This window comes from Wandonia sp., from assembly GCF_984588085.1.
Genome location: NZ_CFIGVI010000007.1, coordinates 98,995 through 119,159, shown reverse-complemented (window position 1 = coordinate 119,159; position 20,165 = coordinate 98,995). Strand labels below are relative to the sequence as shown.

Below are 20,165 nucleotides of genomic sequence, written 5' to 3'. Positions count from 1 at the left end.
AAAACACTAAAACACTAATAATAAATAGGTTACTCTGAATGATTTACGATTCAAAATGAAGACAAAAGCGATCAAATGGGAATTCAACTTGAAGACATAACTTCCTCTAATCTTTGTTTAACGCATCGTCCTCCACCATAATCATCTGATAGTTTAGGATCTTTCCAACAGCAAAATACGATCACGAAACACGTGCCGTCGGAAGTATTGCCAAATTTTTTGTTAATAACACTCCCATTGATGCATTAGCATTCAATAACTCAAAATAGTCTTGTCTTTTCGGTGTCACTTAGAAATACATTCCATTTACTACTATTTAATTATCAAAAATTGATTGAAACACCACACTTTTTAACTTCCACCCCGCGGAAAAATGTTCCTTCTTTTTTCAAGTAAGTTCATTCATTACGTTTGCCAAGAAGACTTATCAATGCTTAATTCTCGACAGGATTTTCTTGACTTCAAAACCAAATTTCTATTAAGTAAACAAAAATAAATTATTATGAAAAAAAGTACATTTCTTTCTGGCGTTTTTGGCATCGTATATGCGCTTGCTGCTCATGGACAAAATACTTTCCCTCCTGTAGGAAATGCGGGAATTGGAACACTCAATCCACAGGCACACTTAGATCTGATTGTGAATGGCAATAGCCCAAATACCTATTCTGGATTTCGACTTACCACTCCTTCAATACTCAGCACTACAAGCCCGCTGACATCCGCCTTTCAAATTCGTCGTTCGGGTTTTTCTAATTCATTCTACTCCCTTTTTGTTGTCAAGCCAAACGGAAACATCGGGATTGGTGTAGAACCCAATGATCCACTTCTAGCATCACGCAGACTTGTAGTCACCGACAACAATGTAAACAAGGTTGACCTCAATGTTAAAGGTTTTGCCCTCGTTGACGGACAAAGTGCTTCCGTTCTTTTCGGGGGGACCGGTGGGGAACAATACGGACAATGGGGAATCGAATACAACCAATATGCGACAACTCCAGGTCTGAATTTTTGGAAGCCTGCAGGTAGTAATAACTTCGGGAATTACTATATGTTTATGGCAGACAATGGTAAAATAAGTATGGGTCTTGATCCAAACAATACAGCTACCTATAACGGAGACTATCGCTTGTATGTAAAAGATGGGATTATGACAGAAAAAGTCAAAGTTGCAGTCCATACTACCAACGACTGGGCAGATTATGTTTTTAAAAAAGACTACTCTTTAATGCCGCTCAACGAAGTAGAACGTTTTATCTCGCAAAACGGTCATTTACCAAACATTCCGAGCGCTGAAAACATTGTGAATGAAGGAATTGATATAGCCAAAATGGACGCAAAGCTCCTGGAAAAGATTGAGGAACTCACACTGTACATTATTGAACAAGACAAACGAATTGCTGAATTAGAGAATCAATCTAAAAACGATTAATATGAAATTCACTAGAATAATTTCCATATTCGGCGGGTTCCTTATGTGGAATTCAGCCGTCAGTCAGAGCGTGTTTGACTGTCAACCTCAGCTATCAGTAGTGACACAAAACCAAATTTATGTCCCAAATCCATTCTTTTATCAACGATGCATTACTTTCGATCAGAACACCAACTATGTGTATGACCAAACCTCTCAATATCCTTATGCAGACATCCATTTGCGAGCCGGAAAAAGTATCACCATAGAACCCGGCTTCAGAGCCGGACAGTTCGCAAACATTCCCAATCAAGGGACAGGTAGTTTTCTTGCAGATATTGATCCTGAACCTGTAAGTCCGTTCGAAGTCGCTGTGATGAATTATCCAAACACGGAGAATATTCTAAAAAATGCGCGTTTTGAGCTTGGTGTAGAATTGCCTGCCACTATTCAAAATGCCATTAACAATTTTCTTTTAAATCAAGCTGGTGCAAAAATCAATCCCTATCTCTCCTGGGAAATCGAAGTAACGGCAGACTTCTATCGTGTGGCAAATCCAAGCGATATCCATACAATTCACGGATTTCACTATGTTCCATACGAAAGTGAAGAATTACCGCTCCCACCTGTGGGAACACCGACAGGCGGACCAACGGGTGCAGGATTCCTTGACCTTTTGGGCGGTTGGACTGAACAACCAAACGATTACCCTTTTCGAATTCGGTTTGCCCCACCGGCAACCGGTGATTGGGTTGGGCAAATTCACATCAAGACACCCGGGCAAATTATCTCTTCTACTCCTTTCCCGTTCCGTGTGATACCATCTACGATTCAACCACCTGTCACTGTTGGAGCGAACAAGCGTTACCTTGAACGAGGAGGACAAAGTTTTATGCCGCTTGGGAACAACCTAAAATGGCCACGAACCACCTGTCCAATCGATCAGGAATTAGCCGCATTGATGGGATACAACGGCGGAAGCACCCCTTCATGGAACAATATAGAACAATATAAAGCCTATACGCCCCCTGTTCGCACTTATCGAAAGTTCCGTGAACAAATCGATGCCCTGGCCGACGGAGGTGCTAACACCTTTAGAATGCTTATGGCCCCACAATCAAACGAAATAGAATTTGAGGAGCTCGGGAATTATTATAGACGTCAGCATATTGCCTATGAAATGGATCAAATTGTTTATAAAGCAGAAGAACGAGATATGCTGATCGACTGGAACATGCAGGTACACTTCCCGTACACAACAGGTATTTTTTGGATTCATTATTGGGATTGGGCAAAAGATCCGAACGATCCAAATGAATTTGGTAATTGTTATCAGTCACTACCGAATGTCGACAAACCCATTGACTTTTTTGAACAAGCGGAAGCCCGAAAATATTACAAAGAACGTTTGCGCTACATTCTGGCCCGATGGGGGTACTCTAATAATATCCTCGCCTTTGAGCTCTTTAGTGAAATTGATCAAATTGGAGCTGAATATGCTTACAATCCTGTTTCGCAAGAACTGGAAATCGTGTATTGTGAATATAGTGCAAGTGGTGAAAACAATGGAGCGAGCGGCTGCTCACCAAATGATCCTAAGTATCAAATCAACCAACAAACCATCAAAAACTGGCAATCCGATATGATCAACTATATGCACAATATCTTGGGTCATGACAAACATCTTTATCAAGTAAGTTATGCTGGTGAACCAGGGGATTTTGATCATTCTTACGTAATACCAGATGTTGACTTTATTGGTCGCAATAAGTACGATTGGGCTTGCTATGATAGCGATAACAATACTGTTGATTTTGAATTCCCGCGCAGTCTGGTAAAATCCATGGCGATAAATAATAATGCCACTGATTATTACGGATTATATAGTAAACCTGCTTGGCTGAGTGAAACGGGCCCCATTCATGCGGAATCAAAAGGATGCGACAACCTAGTGGAAATGGTTCGAAACCAGTGGAAAATGCTCTTTTCAGGTTTTTCTGGAGCACTTGACTGGGAAAGTGATATTCATCAATTTAACAATTATGGTGTTTTCGGTAATATGAAGACATTTATTCAGGACAAAAACTTGGATCAAGACAAGTGGCACCCAGGAAATGTTGATTGCAAATCCAATGGAAAATGGGAATTTGATTCTAACTGGAACTCAGATATGTTTCGAGGAGACAAAAAAGGAGATCTTATATACCTGCGCAAAGGAAATGCAGACGAAGCAATTGGCATGATCACCAATACCACCTACAACTACTATAATCACGGACAACAGCCAACAATAAGCTGTTTTGAAAATGAGCCATGCAGTTTCACATGGGCTTCAACACCAATCGCAAATGCTAACTTAAATCAGCAACTTATCTCTTCTCAGGACAAAAAGGGAATGCTACGACTTCGTGGAATGGATGCAACCAAGTACCGGATTGATTACTATTGGTCGCACAATCCGACGAGTATCATTCATACCTCTTATGGCTGGGGACCGATGATCCAACTAGAGTACGATATGGAAGGGAACAATAATGAATATATTATGTTGTTCAAAGCCTCTCGTGTGTGGGAAAAATCTGTGGACGGGGTTGTTGAAGAAGAACGTGAAGAAGTTCAACTAATTCACCAGAATCTCTTCGTTTATCCAAATCCAAGCGATGGCGAGTTTAGGGTCGAATTGAACGAAGAAGTATTTTCTGAAAATCTATCGGTTACTGTTACAGATATGCTGGGTAGAATAGTTTACAAAGAAGAAAATATCCCAAGCAACACATTTGATGTTAGAATAACAGGTAGAGATCCCGGAGTGTACGTAGTTACTGTAATGAGAGGTGAGCAAAAGTGGGTCAACAAGGTGATTCTTGAGTAGCTCTTCTTATTCCCTTGATCATCCGGTCAACCCGATATTCTATTCAAGGAAAATCTTTAAGTATCAAAAGACAAAGAGGCTGCCCCTTTCGAGACAGCCTCTTTCTTTTATCCAATAAAAATGAATCTAATTCTTCACTCTTTCCACATATTCACCTTTACGTGTATCCACTTTGATACGTTCACCCGTATCAATAAAAAGAGGAACGCGTATTTCAGCCCCTGTATCGATGGTAGCCGGCTTCATTGTGTTCGTTGCTGTATCCCCTTTGATTCCAGGTTCTGTATACGTAACTTCGGCTTCAATCGTGATAGGAAGATCTACCAACAATGGCATTTCTTCTTCGGCATGGAAAGTAATTTCACAGATCATTCCTTCCTGAAGGAATAACGGTTTTTCAATCAGTTTCGCTTCAATATTTACCTGCTCATAGTTTTCAGTATTCATGAAAACATACATATTCCCTTCCTGGTACAGGTATTGATAATTACGTCTTTCAATACGAACCGGCTCAATTTTGTGTCCGGAAGAAAATGTATTATCCAATACTTTCCCTGTTTCAATATGCTTTAGTTTCGTTCTCACAAAAGCAGGTCCTTTCCCCGGTTTCACGTGTTGAAACTCTATAATTGTATACAATTTATCATTAAATCGAATACACAAACCATTTCTAATATCAGCCGTTGTTGCCATAAAATTATTATTGAGTCAAAAATTGCAAATTTAATTACCTGATTTTAAATTACGAAATAAAAAATCACATCGGACCTCTGACAATACCTTTATCTGATTCCGCAATAAATTGAAGCACCTGCTCTCTTTCCGGACAATCCGGAACTTCAAGCTTAATCTGTTCGATTGCTTTAGACATATTTGTATTCATGACAAACAGAATACGATATATATCCTCTACCACCTTGATTCCTTCATCAGACATTCCTCTTCGCCGTAAACCGATTGCATTTACACCTGCAAAGGTTAGAGGTTCTCTTGCCACACGAATAAAAGGCGGAACGTTTTTGCGAATAAGAGAAGCACCCGCTACAAAAGCATGAGCTCCTACACGAACAAACTGCTGGGTTCCCACTTTTCCTTCCAAGATAGCATAATCTTCAATCACATTATGCCCTGAAAGTCCGGTGTAATTTGCTAAAATCACATTATTCCCGATAATACAATCGTGAGCAACATGGACATAGCCCATCAACAGGCAGTTATTACCCACAACTGTTTTCATTCTGTCACTGGTACCTCTGTGAATAGTAACACATTCCCGAATGATTGTGTTATTACCAATTTCACAAGTTGTGTACTCTCCTCCAAACTTCAAATCCTGAGGAACAGCACCAATAATTGCACCTGGAAAGATTTCACAGTTTTCACCGATTCTCGTACCTGGGTAGATCACAACATTAGGACCAATTTTGGTTCCTTTACCTATCTTCACATCCTCATAAATAGTTGAGAATTGTTCAACTACCACTCCCTCTGCCAACTCTGCCTTCGGAGAAACTACCGCAAGTTCACTTATCATTCTTTCTCTTTTACAATTTGAGCTAACATCATTGCCTCTGATACGATCTGCCCGTCTACATAAGCCGTTCCCTTCATGTTTACCAGTCCTCTGCGAATCGGACTAACCAATCTCAATTCGAAAACAACTGTATCTCCGGGAATAACTTTCTGCTTGAACTTACACTCTTCGATTTTAAGGAAATACGTCATCCATTTTTCAGGCTCCTCCACCTGATTTAACGCAAATATACCTCCAACCTGAGCCATAGCTTCCACCTGAAGAACCCCCGGCATTACGGGATTCCCCGGAAAATGCCCTTGAAAGAAAGGTTCGTTCATGGTTACGTTCTTCATACCTATCACATAGTCACTTCCCATTTCTGTGATCCTGTCGACCAACAAAAACGGATAACGATGAGGAAGCATGCTCTCAATCTTAGTAATATCGTAGAGCGTTTTTGACAAATCAAATCTTCGCCCTTCTTTCTCCTGCTTACGGATTTGTTCTTTCAGAACTTTCGCAAACTGCACATTCCCATAATGCCCAGGACGGGCAGCAAGAATATGTGCTTTTATGAATTTTCCGACCAACGCAAGGTCTCCAACTATATCTAGTAATTTGTGACGTGCAGGTTCATTTTCAAACTGCATTTTGGTACTGTTCAGCACACCAATGCCTCTGACCTCTACTTTCAACTTTTCTTTTCCAAGTAATTCTGCCAAACGATCTAGTTCCTCCTGAGAAACATGCTCTCGTTCTACCAAAACAATTGCATTATCCAGATCACCTCCTTTAATCAACCCATTTTTCGCCAGGTATTCTAATTCTTTGAGGAACACAAATGTTCTACATCTCGATATATGCTCATTGAATTCTTCCATGTTATACATAGAAGCGTGTTGTGTCCCCAAAACCGGTGAATTGTAATCCACCATTACAGTCAGACGGTATACTGAATCAGGAATCGCCAAAAACTCAATCCCTCTTTCTTCGTCTTCCCATGGAATATTTGTGTTCAGCTCAAAATATTCACGATCTGCACTCTGCTCTTCAAACCCAACCGATAGAATCCCTTCTACAAAAGGATATGAACTACCATCCATAATTGGCATTTCAGGTCCGTCGATCTGGATCAAAGCATTGTCAACCATATTTGCATGCAAAGCAGCCAAAATATGTTCTACGGTATAAACTCTCGCACCATTTTGTTCAAGAGTTGTCCCTCTGTTGGTTGCAACAACAAGATCACAATCCGCTTTGATAACGGGCTGATCTTCCAGATCAACACGCTGGAATTTATAACCGTGATTTTCCTTTGCAGGACAAATAGTAACTTTAACTTTTTCACCTGTATGCAGTCCTACACCTACAAATGAAACCGGTGCTTTCAGCGTTCTCTGCTTTTCGTTCATCGGGTTAATTTTCGTATTTTAAGATTTTAGTTTTTCTTCTATTGCTTGAAGTCGTTTAAGAATCATTGGTAATTTTCGGAAACCAAAATACGACTTTTTGAAATCTTCAATAGGAATAGCAGGCGACCCCAGTAAAACATCTCCTTCTTTTTTAATGTTATTAGGGATTCCACTTTGGGCAGCAACTTTAACTCCATCCGCTATTTTAATATGTCCGGAAACACCTACCTGCCCTCCCATCATGACATTTTTCCCCACTTTTGTCGAGCCGGCAACACCTACCTGTGCAGCCATTACTGTATTCTCTCCGATTTCTACATTATGCGCAATCTGGACAAGGTTGTCCAACTTCACTCCTTTTCTCAGTACGGTTGATCCTAATGTAGCCCTATCAACTGTAGTATTAGCTCCTATCTCGACAAAGTCCTCAAGGACAACGTTTCCAATCTGAGGAACTTTGTTATATTCATTTTCCTGATTAGGTGCAAACCCAAATCCATCCGCTCCGATAACTGCTCCTGCGTGAATCACACAGTGTTTCCCTAACACACAATCGGGATAAATTTTCACACCCGGATAGATTACACATCCGTCACCAACTTTAACATTATCCCCGATATATGCTCCCGGGTATATTTTTACATTATTTCCAATCACAACATCTTCTCCCAGGTACGCAAAAGCTCCCAAATAAAGATTATCACCTACAGATGCTGAGTCAGAAATAAAACTGGGCTGTTCGATTTTAGGTTGTTTAACACGGAATTGATTGTAGGCTTCCAGTAGTTTTGCAAAACACGCATACGCATCCTCAACTTTAACTAAAGTACAGCTTGCAGGAATCTCCTGACGAGGTTCAAATGTTTTGTTGACAATAACAACAGAAGCCCCTGTCGAATAAATATACTCTTCATATTTCGGATTAGCCAAAAAAGATAATGTTCCCGGCTGTCCCTCTTCAATTTTGGAAAGACCTGTTACAGAAACATTTGAATTACCGACGATTTCCCCGTTCAAAATACCTGCAATTTGCTCTACACTAAATTCCATCCTCCAAAAGTATAAATTCTCAACGAGTCTGAATGTATTCTGTTAAGACTTTATTAACAGAGTTTTTTTCAAAGGTGATTCCGATCAAAAATAGATACTTGCAGAAGAGAAAACAGACACTCTTCTCTCTTTTTAAAAACGAAAATAATCAGGGTCTTTTTTCTTCGGTTTTTATTCTGCATTTTTGCGCCGTTAAATTGAATTGTTATGCCAAAAATTTCTGAAAAAGCACATAGTATGCCGGCATCTCCGATCCGGAAACTTGTACCTTATGCCGAGGCTGCAAAAGCAAAAGGTCTTATTGTATATCATTTAAATATCGGTCAACCGGACATAGACACTCCTCAGGTGGCTTTGGATGCTGTCAGAAATCTGGACAGAACAGTCATTGAATATTCACATTCGGCAGGTTTTGAAAGTTATAGAAAAGGACTCTCTGATTATTACAAAAAAAATGATCTCCCTGTTGAAACCGAAGATATCATTATTACAACCGGAGGTTCTGAAGCACTTACTTTTGGGTTTATGACCTGTTGCAATCCGGGAGACGAGGTTATTATTCCGGAACCGTTTTATGCGAACTACAATGGTTTTGCCATTCAGGCCGGACTAAAAGTAGTTCCAGTAACCGCATCTATTGAATCAGGATTTGCACTTCCTCCCGTTGAAGAGTTCGAGAAAAAAATTACAGAAAAAACAAAAGCTATTGTTATCTGTAACCCGGGAAATCCAACAGGGTACCTGTACTCGAAAGAAGAACTCGAAAAGCTAAGAGACATTGTAAAGAAGCACGACCTCTTTTTATTTGCTGACGAGGTATACCGAGAGTTTTGTTACGATGGAGCGACCCCGTTTTCGGTAATGAACCTTTCGGGAATTGAACAAAATGTGATTCTGATTGACTCCGTATCCAAAAGATATTCCATGTGTGGAGCACGCATCGGAGCATTGATCTCAAAAAACAAAGAGGTGATGAACGCCGCTCTAAAATTCGGACAGGCACGCCTATCTCCCCCCACTCTTGCTCAAATCGCTTCTGAAGCTGCACTGAACACCCCTGATAGTTATTTTGAAGAGGTTGTCAATGAATATGTTGAACGAAGAGATATTATGGTGGACGGATTGAATGCAATTCCGGGAGTTTTTTGTCCAAAACCGAAAGGTGCTTTTTATTGTGTTGCAAAATTCCCGGTAGATGATGCTGAGAAATTCTGCCAATGGTTGCTTGAAGAATTTGAATTCAACGGACAAACTGTTATGATGGCTCCTGCAAACGGTTTCTACTCTACACCCGGAAAAGGGAAACAAGAAGCTCGAATTGCTTATGTTTTGAATAAAGAATCTCTGAAAAATGCCGTAACTTGCCTTGAAGAAGCTCTAAAAGTATATCCGGGAAGAGTCTAATGCACGAGATAGAACCATATTATAACTGGAGAGGATACTACACGGCTGAAACCGATGCTTCCTCTCCTTTTTTTGGTCGGGAATACAGTGAATTTGAATTTTCCCAGGCCGTCTATAATTATTTCATTCACCCGCAGTGGGATCATTTCGGCTCTCCCACTCTTTTCATGAAGATCCTTTATGTTGACTACGAAGAAAGCATCTGTATTTTTGAGATGATCGGCGAATGGAATGACGCTATTAACAACGATATTATGTTTCTGAAACGGGACGTAGTTGAACAATTAACGGAAGCCGGGATCAATAAATTCATCGTTATCGGGGAAAATGTTTTCAATTTTCACTCCTCTGATGACTGTTATTACGAAGAGTGGTTTGATGAAATTGAAGACGGTTGGATTGCGTTTGTCAATTTTCGTGATCACGTCCGAAAAGAATTTGAATACGCTCATATTGACCACTACCTTGTCATGGGTGGAGAATTGGAAGAAGTAGACTGGAGAAGCATGAGCCCTATGGTCTTTTGCAAAAAGATAGAAGATTATGTTCAAAAACGACTCGAATAACAGCTACGAGACACTATTTGCAAACAGATATTCTGACACTTTTCTTCTTTAATTTCTGCCCCCTTCCCAGTTTAAGAATTTTCTTAACGACATCCGTACGCACTGCTACAAATGTCATCTGATCCAACGTATCTATTCGACCGATGGTTTTACCATCAACCCCAATCTGTTTAGTCAGAAACCCTAAAATATCCACTTTATTCACCTTATCTTTTTTACCTAAGGAGAAATACAGGGTTTCCCACAATTGTTCAGGAACAGCCGGAACTTCAAAGTGTGCCTGTTTCTCGACAAAATCTATTGTACGTAGGTACTCTTTTCCCTGCAACTCTTCTTCCGTTTCCAACACATACACCTCGCCTGACTCAAGCATTCTTGCTGTTCTTCCGTTTCGGTGAATAAAATCTTCTTCTTTTACGGGAAACTGGTAATGAATCACAGCACTAATCCCGGGGACATCAATCCCTCTCGCTGCCAAATCGGTCACAAAAAACACATTTGCCGTTCCATTTCTAAACCGAATACTATTTCGTTCTCTTTCTGTTTGCTCCAAACCGCCATGATAAACCGCCACCGGAAGTCCTTTGTGTTCAATATAATCCGCTAAGCGGTCAACCGCCTCCCTGTGATTAAAAAAAACGACCGCATTTTTTCCTGATTTCACTAACTCCACAAGAAGTGATAATAAAGCTAGTGCTTTATGGTCATGATCCTCTACCGAGATTCTGTAAAAAGACATTCGATCCTCTGGTAATATAGTCTTGCATTCAACAGTATGATAACCGGAAAGCGTGTCACCGGCTGTTGCTGAAACCCTTATGACAAATGCAAGACGTCCAAGACGCTCTGTAATGAAATCAATCTCTTTTTGAAAACCAAGCTCAGCAATCTTATCTTCTTCGTCCAAAATGAATGCGTCAAATTCCTTCCCCTCGACAGACTCTCTCCGGAGATGATCCGCAAATCTTCCCGGAGTTGCAAAAACGACGTCCGGTTTTTCGCGCAGCTCATTCACCTCTGTCTTAAAGTCATGTCCTCCGTAGCAAACTGTATTGGTCACACCGGACTTCATGGACCGGAATACTTCTGCCAACTGAAGAGTTAGCTCACGAGAAGGAGACAAGACCAAAGCCCGGTTCCATTTCTTATCATCTTTTGCCTTCAAAAGAGCCACTAAGAACGCAAGACTCTTCCCCGATCCCGTAGGAGCTTTCACTATTGTTTTCGGGTACTTTGAAGTAGCGATCAGTACTTCTTTCTGAAACGGAAGCATATCGCTACCCGTAGCTTGCCTTACAAAAGCATTATAATTGGTCATTTTATCCACACTGCAAAGAAATACTTTTATTTTTACACTTTCAAAATTGACAGAGAGTAATGGTATTTTCAAAGAAAATAAGCATCCTTATCCTTGTTCTGTTTGTTATCATAACAGGAATCCAGGTTGCGTTTGTGCCTGGAGTTAAGTTCAATTATGATTTCGATCAGTTTTTCCCGGCACACCACAAAGAAACACAATTCTTTGAAGAGTTTAAACAAAAATACGGTTCAGATAATGACTTTCTTATTCTTGCTTTTGAAACACCCGATGGAGTCTTCAATTCCGATTATTTATCCAGGGTAAAATCTATAACTGATTTTCTGGAAAGTCATTCTTCTGTAATTTATGTCTCCAGTCCGACTAATACGATTCGTACTATACGTGACCCTCTCTCCGGAGCATTATTTAAGAAAAATCTAATTACCATCAGTGATTCAAACGATTACGATTTCGACTCCACTTTTATTTTCAAGAATTATAATATCTACGGAACCTTATTCGGAGAAGATCGGAAATCGGTACGAATTATTGCACAGCACGAAGAAAAACTAAACGAAGAAAAAGCGAAAGTCCTCCTGCAGGACATCCGGGAAAAAGCAGAAAAAGAACAACTTGACATGCATCTCGGAGGGAGAATTGTTGCTCACGACTATTATATTGAAATGAGTCAAAATGAGCTGATACTTTTTATCGGCTCAAGTGTTGGATTAATCGTACTGTTTCTTATACTCTCATTCCGTTCTCTGATTGGTGTATTAATACCTGCCCTTATTGTTGCCGGTGCGGTTTTATGGGTTATCGGATTAATGGGACAACTGGGGAATGACTTAAACATCGTACTGAACGTCCTGCCAACAATTATGATGGTAGTCGGAATCAGTAGTGTCGTTCACCTTTTTGCACACTATTTTGATGAACTCCGCGGCGGACTCAACAAAACAGAAGCACTAAAGAAAGCATTTAAAGACGTTCGTCGAGCTCTTATTTTCACCAATCTCACAACGATGATTGGTTTTCTTACGCTAACAACGTCCAGTATCACCCCCATTATTCAATTCGGTGCTTTTGCTGCACTGGGAGTACTGTTTTCATTTATCCTTGCAATGACGGTAATGCCCGCATTGCTAGTTTTGTTTAACCCTCCAAAAATCGCTAAAAAATCCGAGCGTAAGGAAAACTGGGAAAAACCTCTCGCCCGTTTCTACGATGGACTTGTTACCCGTCGTGGACGAACTGTCATTCTATTCTTCTTAATTACTATTGTATCTGTTGCTGGTGTTCTGCAAATCAAAGACAACAACTATATTCTCGAAGATCTTAAAAGTGATCACCCGATGAAGGTAGATTATGCCTTTATTGAAAAGAATTTCGGAGGTGCCCGTCCCATTAATTTCGAAGTACAATTAACAGATACATCCCGTACTTTTTTTGACCAGGAAGTTTTAGCAGAACTGGATACGGCACTCCACGCTATGCAGACCACATTTAAAACATCACAATTAGTTTCTCCTGTATTTGTCGTCCAAAATGCCTACATGACATTAAAAGCCGGTAATCCTTATTATTTCAAAATTCCTGCATCTAAAAAAGACTTATCGAGAATAGAAAGAGAATTTGATCGGTTCGTTGCCGACTCTCTTAAGTACGCCATGTTTGACAAAAACATGAAGGCTGCAAGGATTACGGGAACTATGGGGGATGTCGGCTCTCATGTTTCAGGTCAAATGAATGAGGAATGGGATAGTTGGCTGAAAAAAAATGAATTGAAGACGATTCGTTTTCACCAAACCGGAGGTCCTTATTTGATGGAAATTAATAATAAACTACTTGTTGGAAATATTGCTCAGGGATTATTGATCGCCATTGTAATTATTGCTTTTATAATCGGCGCTCTGTTCAGATCTGTAAAAATAGTACTCATCAGTCTTGCTCCCAACGTACTACCACTCCTTATGATTGGTGCTATTATGGGGTTCGGGGGCATAGACATGAAAGTATCCACCTCCCTTGTATTTACGATTGCCTTCGGGATAGCCGTTGACGATACTATTCACTTCTTAAGCAAATATAAACTACTTCTTGGCAAAGGATACAGTCCTCATGAAGCTATCAGAGAAACGTATATTTCTACAGGAAAAGCTATTATTATTACGTCCATTGTGTTGTCCGGGGGATTCCTGACCCTTTGTTTCAGTAGCTTTATGGGAACATTTTATATCGGACTACTAACAGGACTAACACTTGTTTTTGCAATCCTAACTGATATGACCTTACTTCCGGTATTATTACATTATTTTTCCCCGAAGGACAAGAAAAAGTAAGTAAATTAGTTATTATAGGGTGATTAGCGTATTTTTGCAAACATGAGACAACTTATTATCTTTTTGAGTCTGATTTTACCGATTTGTACAATAGGTCAAACAGAGATTTTTTCAGAGGATTTTGAAAGTGGAATTCCCGCGACATGGACAATGCTTGACAACGATCAAAACACAGTTCACCCTTCTGTTTCCGAATTCCAGTCTGCCTGGATCACTGTAACAGATCCTGACGATGAGAATAATACAGTTGCCGGCTCTACATCTTATTTCTCTCCGGAAGGTCGGGCTTCAAGATGGCTGATAACCCCATCAATCACATTAGGTGATTATGGAAATTTCTTATATTGGAGAGCTGCTTCTCACGACCCCTCGTTTCCGGACTGGTATATGGTATTGATCTCGACAACGGGAACTGCTGTCGAAGATTTTACGGATACATTATTTCGCTTGCAAAATGAATTTCCTTACTGGACGGATCGTTCCGTAAACATTAGTGATTCCGGTTATAACTCTATCCCTGTTCACCTTGCTTTTGTGAACAATACCAACAGAGGGTTTAAGCTATATTTGGACGATATCAGGATTGATGTGAATGACCCGGTAAGCGTTAAAGAAAATGAGCAAATTAACCTATCGGTATTTCCAAATCCGGCAACTGATTTTATTCACATTCAGACTTCAGAAAGTATTGACAGTTACCAGATCTTATCGCCTTCAGGACAAGTTATTCAACACAATCTTTCTGAAAACAATCAGGTCAATGTACAGAACCTTTCGGATGGTATGTACTTTATCCGTATAAAAACAGCTTCCGGAGGGTACGCCACACAACGATTCCTGAAAAAATAATCCGGCACTTTTCCTTTTTTCAATTACTTCTCTGTATAGAAGTAACTATTTTGTCGTATTCCGATCACTTTTCACTATTTTTACCCCATGGTTGATATGAAGGAATTACTACACGCTACTTTTCCTGATACGGACAGGGAGAGTTGGTTGAAACAGTTGGAAAAAGACCTGAAAGGAATTGCGGTTCAGGATGCTTTGGAGTTTGAAGATCCGGTAGAAGAAATCGGATTTAAATCTTATTTTCACTGGTCTGAAAAATTAGCTGACACGAAACAAACAGCTTTTAACTCAACCCGATCGTTTAAAACAAATAATGACTGGATCATTTATCAGGAAACAACTATCCGGGACACAAAAGGGGCTAATAAAGCAATTTTAGACAATCTGATGATGGGTTGTAACGGAATCGGACTTCCCTCATCTAATGAATATAGCTCTCTTCTCAACGAAGTTCAATTGGAATATATCTATTCGGACTTTAACATTGCTTCCCCTGAAGATATGAACGCTATACTGGCTCTTCTTCCGGAACAACGAGATGTCACGTTTTCATTTGACCCGCTGACAGCAGGAGAACCCGAAAAAATTGTTCCTGCATTCAGACAGTGTACAGATATACAAAATGTTCGGGCATTTGAAATTGATAATACAGTATTTGCTTCAGCGGGGGCAAATATCACCCAACAACTTGCAATCGTCTGTAGTCAGGTAAAGATGTATTTTGAACTATTGACTGAAGCAGGAGAAAATCCCGATCAGATTGCCGATAAATTACAGATCAAAGTAGGAATTGGTTCGAACTATGTATTCGAAATTGCTAAATTCCGTGCTCTTCGGCTTTTACTGGATAATATTCTTGAAGCATACGGTGTAACTGCAGGAAAACAAATTCGTTTAAAAGCCCAGTCCCTATTTTTAAATAAATCACTGGAAGATCCTTATACGAATTTACTTCGCATGACAACGGAAGGAATGTCTGCAGCAATCGGAGGAGTCGATATTCTTCATTTGCAGCCGTATGATACATGGTCAGAAACAGGCCCGGGAGTCTTTTCTTACCGAATGGCAAATAATATTTCTAATATTCTAAAAGAAGAATCATTTTTTGATAAAGTTTCAGATGCAGCCGGAGGTACGTTTGCTATCGAAGCTGCAACAGACATACTATCAGATGCAGCCTGGGAGCTTTTCCAGAAGATTGAATCCAAAGGAGGTTTCCTCAAAGCGACAGACTTCATTCATTCAGAAATAAAAAGAGTTGCTCAAACACGAATTGAGCTTCTGAAAGATAAAACAAGTAAATTGATCGGAATTAATATATTTCCAAATCCCGATGCCACTTCATTAACATGGAAAATTCCCGAATGCTCTCCTGAACCATTGATTCTTGAATTACACAAAGAAGGAGGTCTAGCATGAAAATAGATTTTACACAACGGAAACTCAATAAAACGGCACGTTCGTCAGAAAATGAACGAAAAGAAGTTTTTCAAACTGCGGAAAAAATACCTTTAAAAAACAGATACGATTCATCGGATAATACCGAAAATTGTCAACAAGGGTACGTAAGCGGAATAGCTCCTTATCTCGGAGGTCCCTACTCGACCATGTACACAATACGTCCCTGGACCGTACGTCAGTATGCCGGGTTTTCGACAGCAGAAGAATCCAATGCCTTTTACCGAAGAAATCTGGCAGCTGGGCAAAAAGGACTTTCTGTTGCTTTTGACCTTGCGACACATAGAGGATACGACTCTGACCACCCGCGAGTAATCGGAGACGTAGGAAAAGCCGGTGTAGCTATCGACTCTATTCTGGACATGAAAGTTCTTTTCGATCAGATTCCTTTGGATCAAATGTCGGTTTCCATGACAATGAACGGAGCAGTAATCCCTATTCTTGCTTTTTATATCGTCGCAGCTGAAGAACAAGGAGTATCTCAGGATAAACTTTCCGGTACAATTCAGAACGATATTCTGAAAGAATTCATGGTACGTAATACGTATATCTACCCTCCTGCACCTTCGATGAAAATTATTGCGGATATTTTCGAGTATACATCGAAAAACATGCCGAAATTCAACTCTATTTCGATCTCAGGTTATCACATGCAGGAAGCCGGAGCAACAAATGATATTGAATTGGCTTATACACTTGCTGATGGTTTGGAATATCTTCGAACAGGTATTTCTGCTGGAATGGAGGTTGATAAATTTGCTCCCCGTCTTTCTTTTTTCTGGGCAATCGGAATGAATCATTTTATGGAAATTGCCAAGATGAGAGCAGGGCGTTTATTGTGGGCCAAACTGGTTTCTCAGTTTAAACCGGAGAACCCCAAATCAATGGCACTCAGAACACACTGTCAGACTTCCGGTTGGAGCTTAACTGAACAAGACCCGTTCAACAATGTTGCCAGAACCTGTATTGAAGCATTAGGAGCAGCTTTCGGAGGAACACAATCCCTCCATACCAACGCACTTGATGAAGCCATTGCACTGCCAACCGATTTCAGTGCACGCATAGCCCGTAATACTCAACTTTATATTCAGGAAGAAACAGGTATTACTAAAATTATTGACCCGTGGGCCGGAAGTTATTACGTTGAGAAATTAACGAATGATCTTGCCGAAAGAGCCTGGTCACTCATTCAGGAGGTAGAGGAGTTAGGTGGTATGGCGAAAGCAATTGAAACCGGAATCCCTAAAATGCGGATCGAGGAAGCAGCTGCCAGAAAACAAGCCCGTATTGACAGCGGAAAAGACATTATTGTCGGGGTGAATCGTTTCCAGTTGGAAAAAGAAGACCCTATTGATATACTTGAAGTAGACAACACAAAAGTACGTGAAGCTCAGCTTGCCCGTCTTCAGGAGTTACGGGAAAACCGTAATGAAGAGGAAGTTCAGGCAACTCTTACTAGACTGGAAGAAGCGGCAAAAAGCGGAAATGGAAACCTACTGGAACTGGCAATTGAATGTGCCCGAAAACGTGCTTCTTTAGGAGAAATCTCATTAGCCATGGAAAATGTATTTGGACGCTACGAAGCTAAAATACGTTCCATAAGTGGCGTTTATTCAGCAGAATCTATGAATGATGCAGACTTTGAAAAAGCCCGGTCTATGTCTAACGAATTCGCACGTCTGGAAGGAAGAAGACCGCGAATCATGATCGCTAAAATGGGGCAGGACGGTCATGACAGAGGAGCAAAAATTATCGCTACCTCTTTTGCAGACATTGGCTTTGACGTAGATATAGGTCCTTTGTTCCAAACCCCGGCGGAAGCAGCAAAGCAAGCTGTAGAAAACGATGTACATGCTTTAGGTGTTTCTTCGTTGGCTGCCGGACACAAAACCCTTGTCCCTGAAGTCATTGCAGAACTCAAAAAACTGGGAAGAGAAGACATTATGGTTATAGCAGGAGGGGTAATCCCCCAACAGGATTATGACTTTCTTTTCAAGGCAGGTGTATTCGGTGTTTATGGTCCGGGAACAAAAATTTCAAAGGCTGCTCAGGAAATTCTGGATCTGTTAATTGAAAGTACTAAATAAGTTGTATTGAGGGATTAAAATTGACCGTTAAAAATTTGTTAATCGTCAAATTCTCATTACTTTCGGCATAGTTGTTGGACAAAATTTAAGAAAAACGTATAGCTATGAGAAAATTATTGCTTTTTACTACAATGTTATTAATGGGGGCTTCCTCATTTGCGCAAGATTACGAGGAACTGTTAGTAATGTACGCTGACGGGGATTATGACAAACTTGTCAAAACAGCTGAGAGTTATACCATAAAAGACAAAACGAAAAACGATCCTGTTCCTTACTATTGGTTGGCAAAAGGTCTTTACGCTATGTCTAAAGATGCAGAGTACACCTCTCAAGACAAATATAAAAATGCCTATAAAGATGCTATTACAGCGATAGGGAAGTTACAACGTAAAGACAAAGATGGTTCTGTTTACAATCAATACAGAGACTTCTTTTCGGAGTTCAAACTTAGTTTATATGAAGTAATTGAGAATGAAATTTCAACAGACAACTACAGTAAAGCATATAGCTGGGTTATTAAAGTTCCGAAAGTAGATGCCAATGACGTAGGGTCTAAATACCTTCTTGGCGCTTGTAAATACAGAAAAGGAGACAAGTCAGGAGCAACAACAGAATGGAAAGAAGCTGACAAATTACTAGATGGAATTACTTCTGTTGAAGATTGGGTAGAAGCTGATTATAAAATGTTGGCACTGGCTCTTTCGGAAACAGCAGAATGCTATGTGGACTCCAGAAGACCGGAAATTGCCAAAGAGTTAATGAATAAAGGATACAAGTGGCTGGAAGATAACGAAGAATTCAAAGCCCGATACGACGAGATTGTCAACTAAAAAATCAGTCCCGGTTTCGACCGGGATTTTTTTTTGGCTCAGTATTTGTTATGCAACTGATATACCCAAAATAAGAACTATGAAAAGATTTCTACACGCATCTGTCATTATCACATTAATCCTTGTAACTACAGCTTGTAAAACATCATTCAGAATATCAGTTTTAACACCTCCTCCTATTTTACTGAACGATAGTACCCGAAAAATTCTCGTTGTTAACAATGTTACAGACGACAACAGCCCGGACAAACTTTTGGCACAAGTGCTGCAAGGTCAACAATACAATGGAAATGTCATGGCATCAGAACAAAGCGTAACCGGATTCATTCGTTCACTTGATGATTCACGCTACCTGAAAGCAATTGCCGGCGAACCAATTTCCTTGCGTAGCAACGAAACAATTAACTGGCAAAAGGTTGATTCTTTATGTGCTGTAAAAGGAACGCATGCCATTGTTGAAATCGAACATTTTGACTCTCAGGCTCCGATAGGAGGTACTGTTCTTGCCAACGCCACAGGTCAAACCAATCACCCTTTAAAAGGATGGGCTTATATTAATCTATATATCGCCGGAACACACGAGCACGTCGATAGACTGGATGTGTATGAAGTATACAATATGCCCATAACGGGTGGTTTAAATCCGATTGGAATGCTAAACGATGTGGTACGCAAAAGAGAACTATACGGACACCTCGGATATAGTATCGGTTACAGAATGGGAAGTCTCTTCTATTCAAACTGGATTTGGGTTAGCCGCAGATTCTATAACAAAGGAAGTCGTACACTTCGTCATGCAAAACCACTAATCCGAAGTGGAAACTGGAATTTAGCGGAGAAACAACTGGAAATGAGTATTAACAGTCCTAAAAACAAGGTTGCTGGACGTTCCAAATACAACATGGCACTTGTGTATGAAGGTCAGGGAAGACTGGATGAAGCTATAGCAATGGCTGAACGTGCTGCCCTGGAACATGGAACGAAACTGGCATACGATTACATCAACACTCTGAAAAGAAGAAAGGGTATGCGTTCTACGATTGTTCTTACTCAGGATTAACAGCACAGTAA

The 20,165-nt window shown here is 40.2% G+C and carries 15 protein-coding genes; 10 read left to right on the top strand and 5 right to left on the bottom strand.

Annotated features, from left to right (window positions below; all coding sequences use genetic code 11):
- Positions 1-502 precede the first annotated feature (502 nt).
- Positions 503-1,429, top strand: coding sequence for a hypothetical protein (locus AC4PL9_RS04690; protein ID WP_491603617.1), 927 nt, complete (start codon positions 503-505; stop codon positions 1,427-1,429).
- 178 nt (positions 1,430-1,607) lie between these two features.
- Positions 1,608-4,280, top strand: a complete 2,673-nt coding sequence (locus tag AC4PL9_RS04685) for a T9SS type A sorting domain-containing protein (protein WP_491603616.1) — start codon at positions 1,608-1,610, stop codon at positions 4,278-4,280.
- 126 nt (positions 4,281-4,406) lie between these two features.
- Here the strand turns inward: AC4PL9_RS04685 and efp are convergent, their stop codons facing one another.
- The 4 genes from efp to lpxD all read right to left on the bottom strand — a co-directional run bounded on the left by efp (position 4,407) and on the right by lpxD (position 8,258).
- Positions 4,407-4,973 (bottom strand): elongation factor P, encoded by a 567-nt coding sequence (efp, locus tag AC4PL9_RS04680; RefSeq protein ID WP_491603615.1) that lies wholly within the window; start codon positions 4,971-4,973, stop codon positions 4,407-4,409.
- 64 nt (positions 4,974-5,037) lie between these two features.
- On the bottom strand, positions 5,038-5,814 hold the full coding sequence (gene lpxA, locus AC4PL9_RS04675) for an acyl-ACP--UDP-N-acetylglucosamine O-acyltransferase (RefSeq protein ID WP_491603614.1): 777 nt from the start codon (positions 5,812-5,814) through the stop codon (positions 5,038-5,040).
- On the bottom strand, positions 5,811-7,208 hold the full coding sequence (locus AC4PL9_RS04670) for a bifunctional UDP-3-O-[3-hydroxymyristoyl] N-acetylglucosamine deacetylase/3-hydroxyacyl-ACP dehydratase (RefSeq protein ID WP_491603613.1): 1,398 nt from the start codon (positions 7,206-7,208) through the stop codon (positions 5,811-5,813). Before AC4PL9_RS04670 ends, lpxA begins: the two co-directional genes overlap by 4 nt.
- 18 nt (positions 7,209-7,226) lie before the next feature.
- Entirely contained in the window at positions 7,227-8,258 is a 1,032-nt protein-coding gene (gene lpxD / locus AC4PL9_RS04665; protein ID WP_491603612.1) for a UDP-3-O-(3-hydroxymyristoyl)glucosamine N-acyltransferase, read from the bottom strand.
- Positions 8,259-8,465: 207 nt separating this feature from the next.
- Between lpxD and AC4PL9_RS04660 the strand changes: the two genes are divergently transcribed.
- Both AC4PL9_RS04660 and AC4PL9_RS04655 read left to right on the top strand, forming a co-directional pair.
- Complete coding sequence (locus AC4PL9_RS04660) at positions 8,466-9,662, top strand: pyridoxal phosphate-dependent aminotransferase (RefSeq protein ID WP_491603611.1); 1,197 nt, start codon at positions 8,466-8,468, stop codon at positions 9,660-9,662.
- Positions 9,662-10,228 carry a hypothetical protein gene (locus AC4PL9_RS04655; protein ID WP_491603610.1) on the top strand — a complete coding sequence of 189 codons (567 nt, stop codon included), beginning with the start codon at positions 9,662-9,664 and terminating at the stop codon, positions 10,226-10,228. The genes AC4PL9_RS04660 and AC4PL9_RS04655 overlap by 1 nt, the downstream gene beginning before the upstream one ends.
- A gap of 13 nt (positions 10,229-10,241) precedes the next feature.
- Here AC4PL9_RS04655 and AC4PL9_RS04650 read toward each other — a convergent pair whose 3' ends face one another.
- Positions 10,242-11,546: a DEAD/DEAH box helicase gene (locus AC4PL9_RS04650; protein ID WP_491603609.1), complete on the bottom strand. Its 1,305-nt coding sequence runs from the start codon at positions 11,544-11,546 to the stop codon at positions 10,242-10,244.
- A gap of 59 nt (positions 11,547-11,605) precedes the next feature.
- On the opposite strand from AC4PL9_RS04650, the gene AC4PL9_RS04645 reads away from it, so the two are divergent.
- The 6 genes from AC4PL9_RS04645 to AC4PL9_RS04620 all read left to right on the top strand — a co-directional run bounded on the left by AC4PL9_RS04645 (position 11,606) and on the right by AC4PL9_RS04620 (position 20,154).
- Positions 11,606-13,870 carry an efflux RND transporter permease subunit gene (locus AC4PL9_RS04645; RefSeq protein WP_491603608.1) on the top strand — a complete coding sequence of 755 codons (2,265 nt, stop codon included), beginning with the start codon at positions 11,606-11,608 and terminating at the stop codon, positions 13,868-13,870.
- Between the two features lie 42 nt (positions 13,871-13,912).
- Entirely contained in the window at positions 13,913-14,719 is an 807-nt protein-coding gene (locus AC4PL9_RS04640) for a choice-of-anchor J domain-containing protein (RefSeq protein ID WP_491603607.1), read from the top strand.
- Between the two features lie 96 nt (positions 14,720-14,815).
- Positions 14,816-16,138: a methylmalonyl-CoA mutase family protein gene (locus AC4PL9_RS04635; RefSeq protein ID WP_491603606.1), complete on the top strand. Its 1,323-nt coding sequence runs from the start codon at positions 14,816-14,818 to the stop codon at positions 16,136-16,138.
- On the top strand, positions 16,135-18,264 hold the full coding sequence (gene scpA / locus AC4PL9_RS04630) for a methylmalonyl-CoA mutase (protein WP_491603605.1): 2,130 nt from the start codon (positions 16,135-16,137) through the stop codon (positions 18,262-18,264). The genes AC4PL9_RS04635 and scpA overlap by 4 nt, the downstream gene beginning before the upstream one ends.
- A gap of 104 nt (positions 18,265-18,368) precedes the next feature.
- Positions 18,369-19,094 carry a hypothetical protein gene (locus AC4PL9_RS04625; protein WP_491603604.1) on the top strand — a complete coding sequence of 242 codons (726 nt, stop codon included), beginning with the start codon at positions 18,369-18,371 and terminating at the stop codon, positions 19,092-19,094.
- A 79-nt stretch (positions 19,095-19,173) separates the two neighbouring features.
- Entirely contained in the window at positions 19,174-20,154 is a 981-nt protein-coding gene (locus AC4PL9_RS04620; protein ID WP_491603603.1) for a DUF6340 family protein, read from the top strand.
- Positions 20,155-20,165 lie beyond the last annotated feature (11 nt).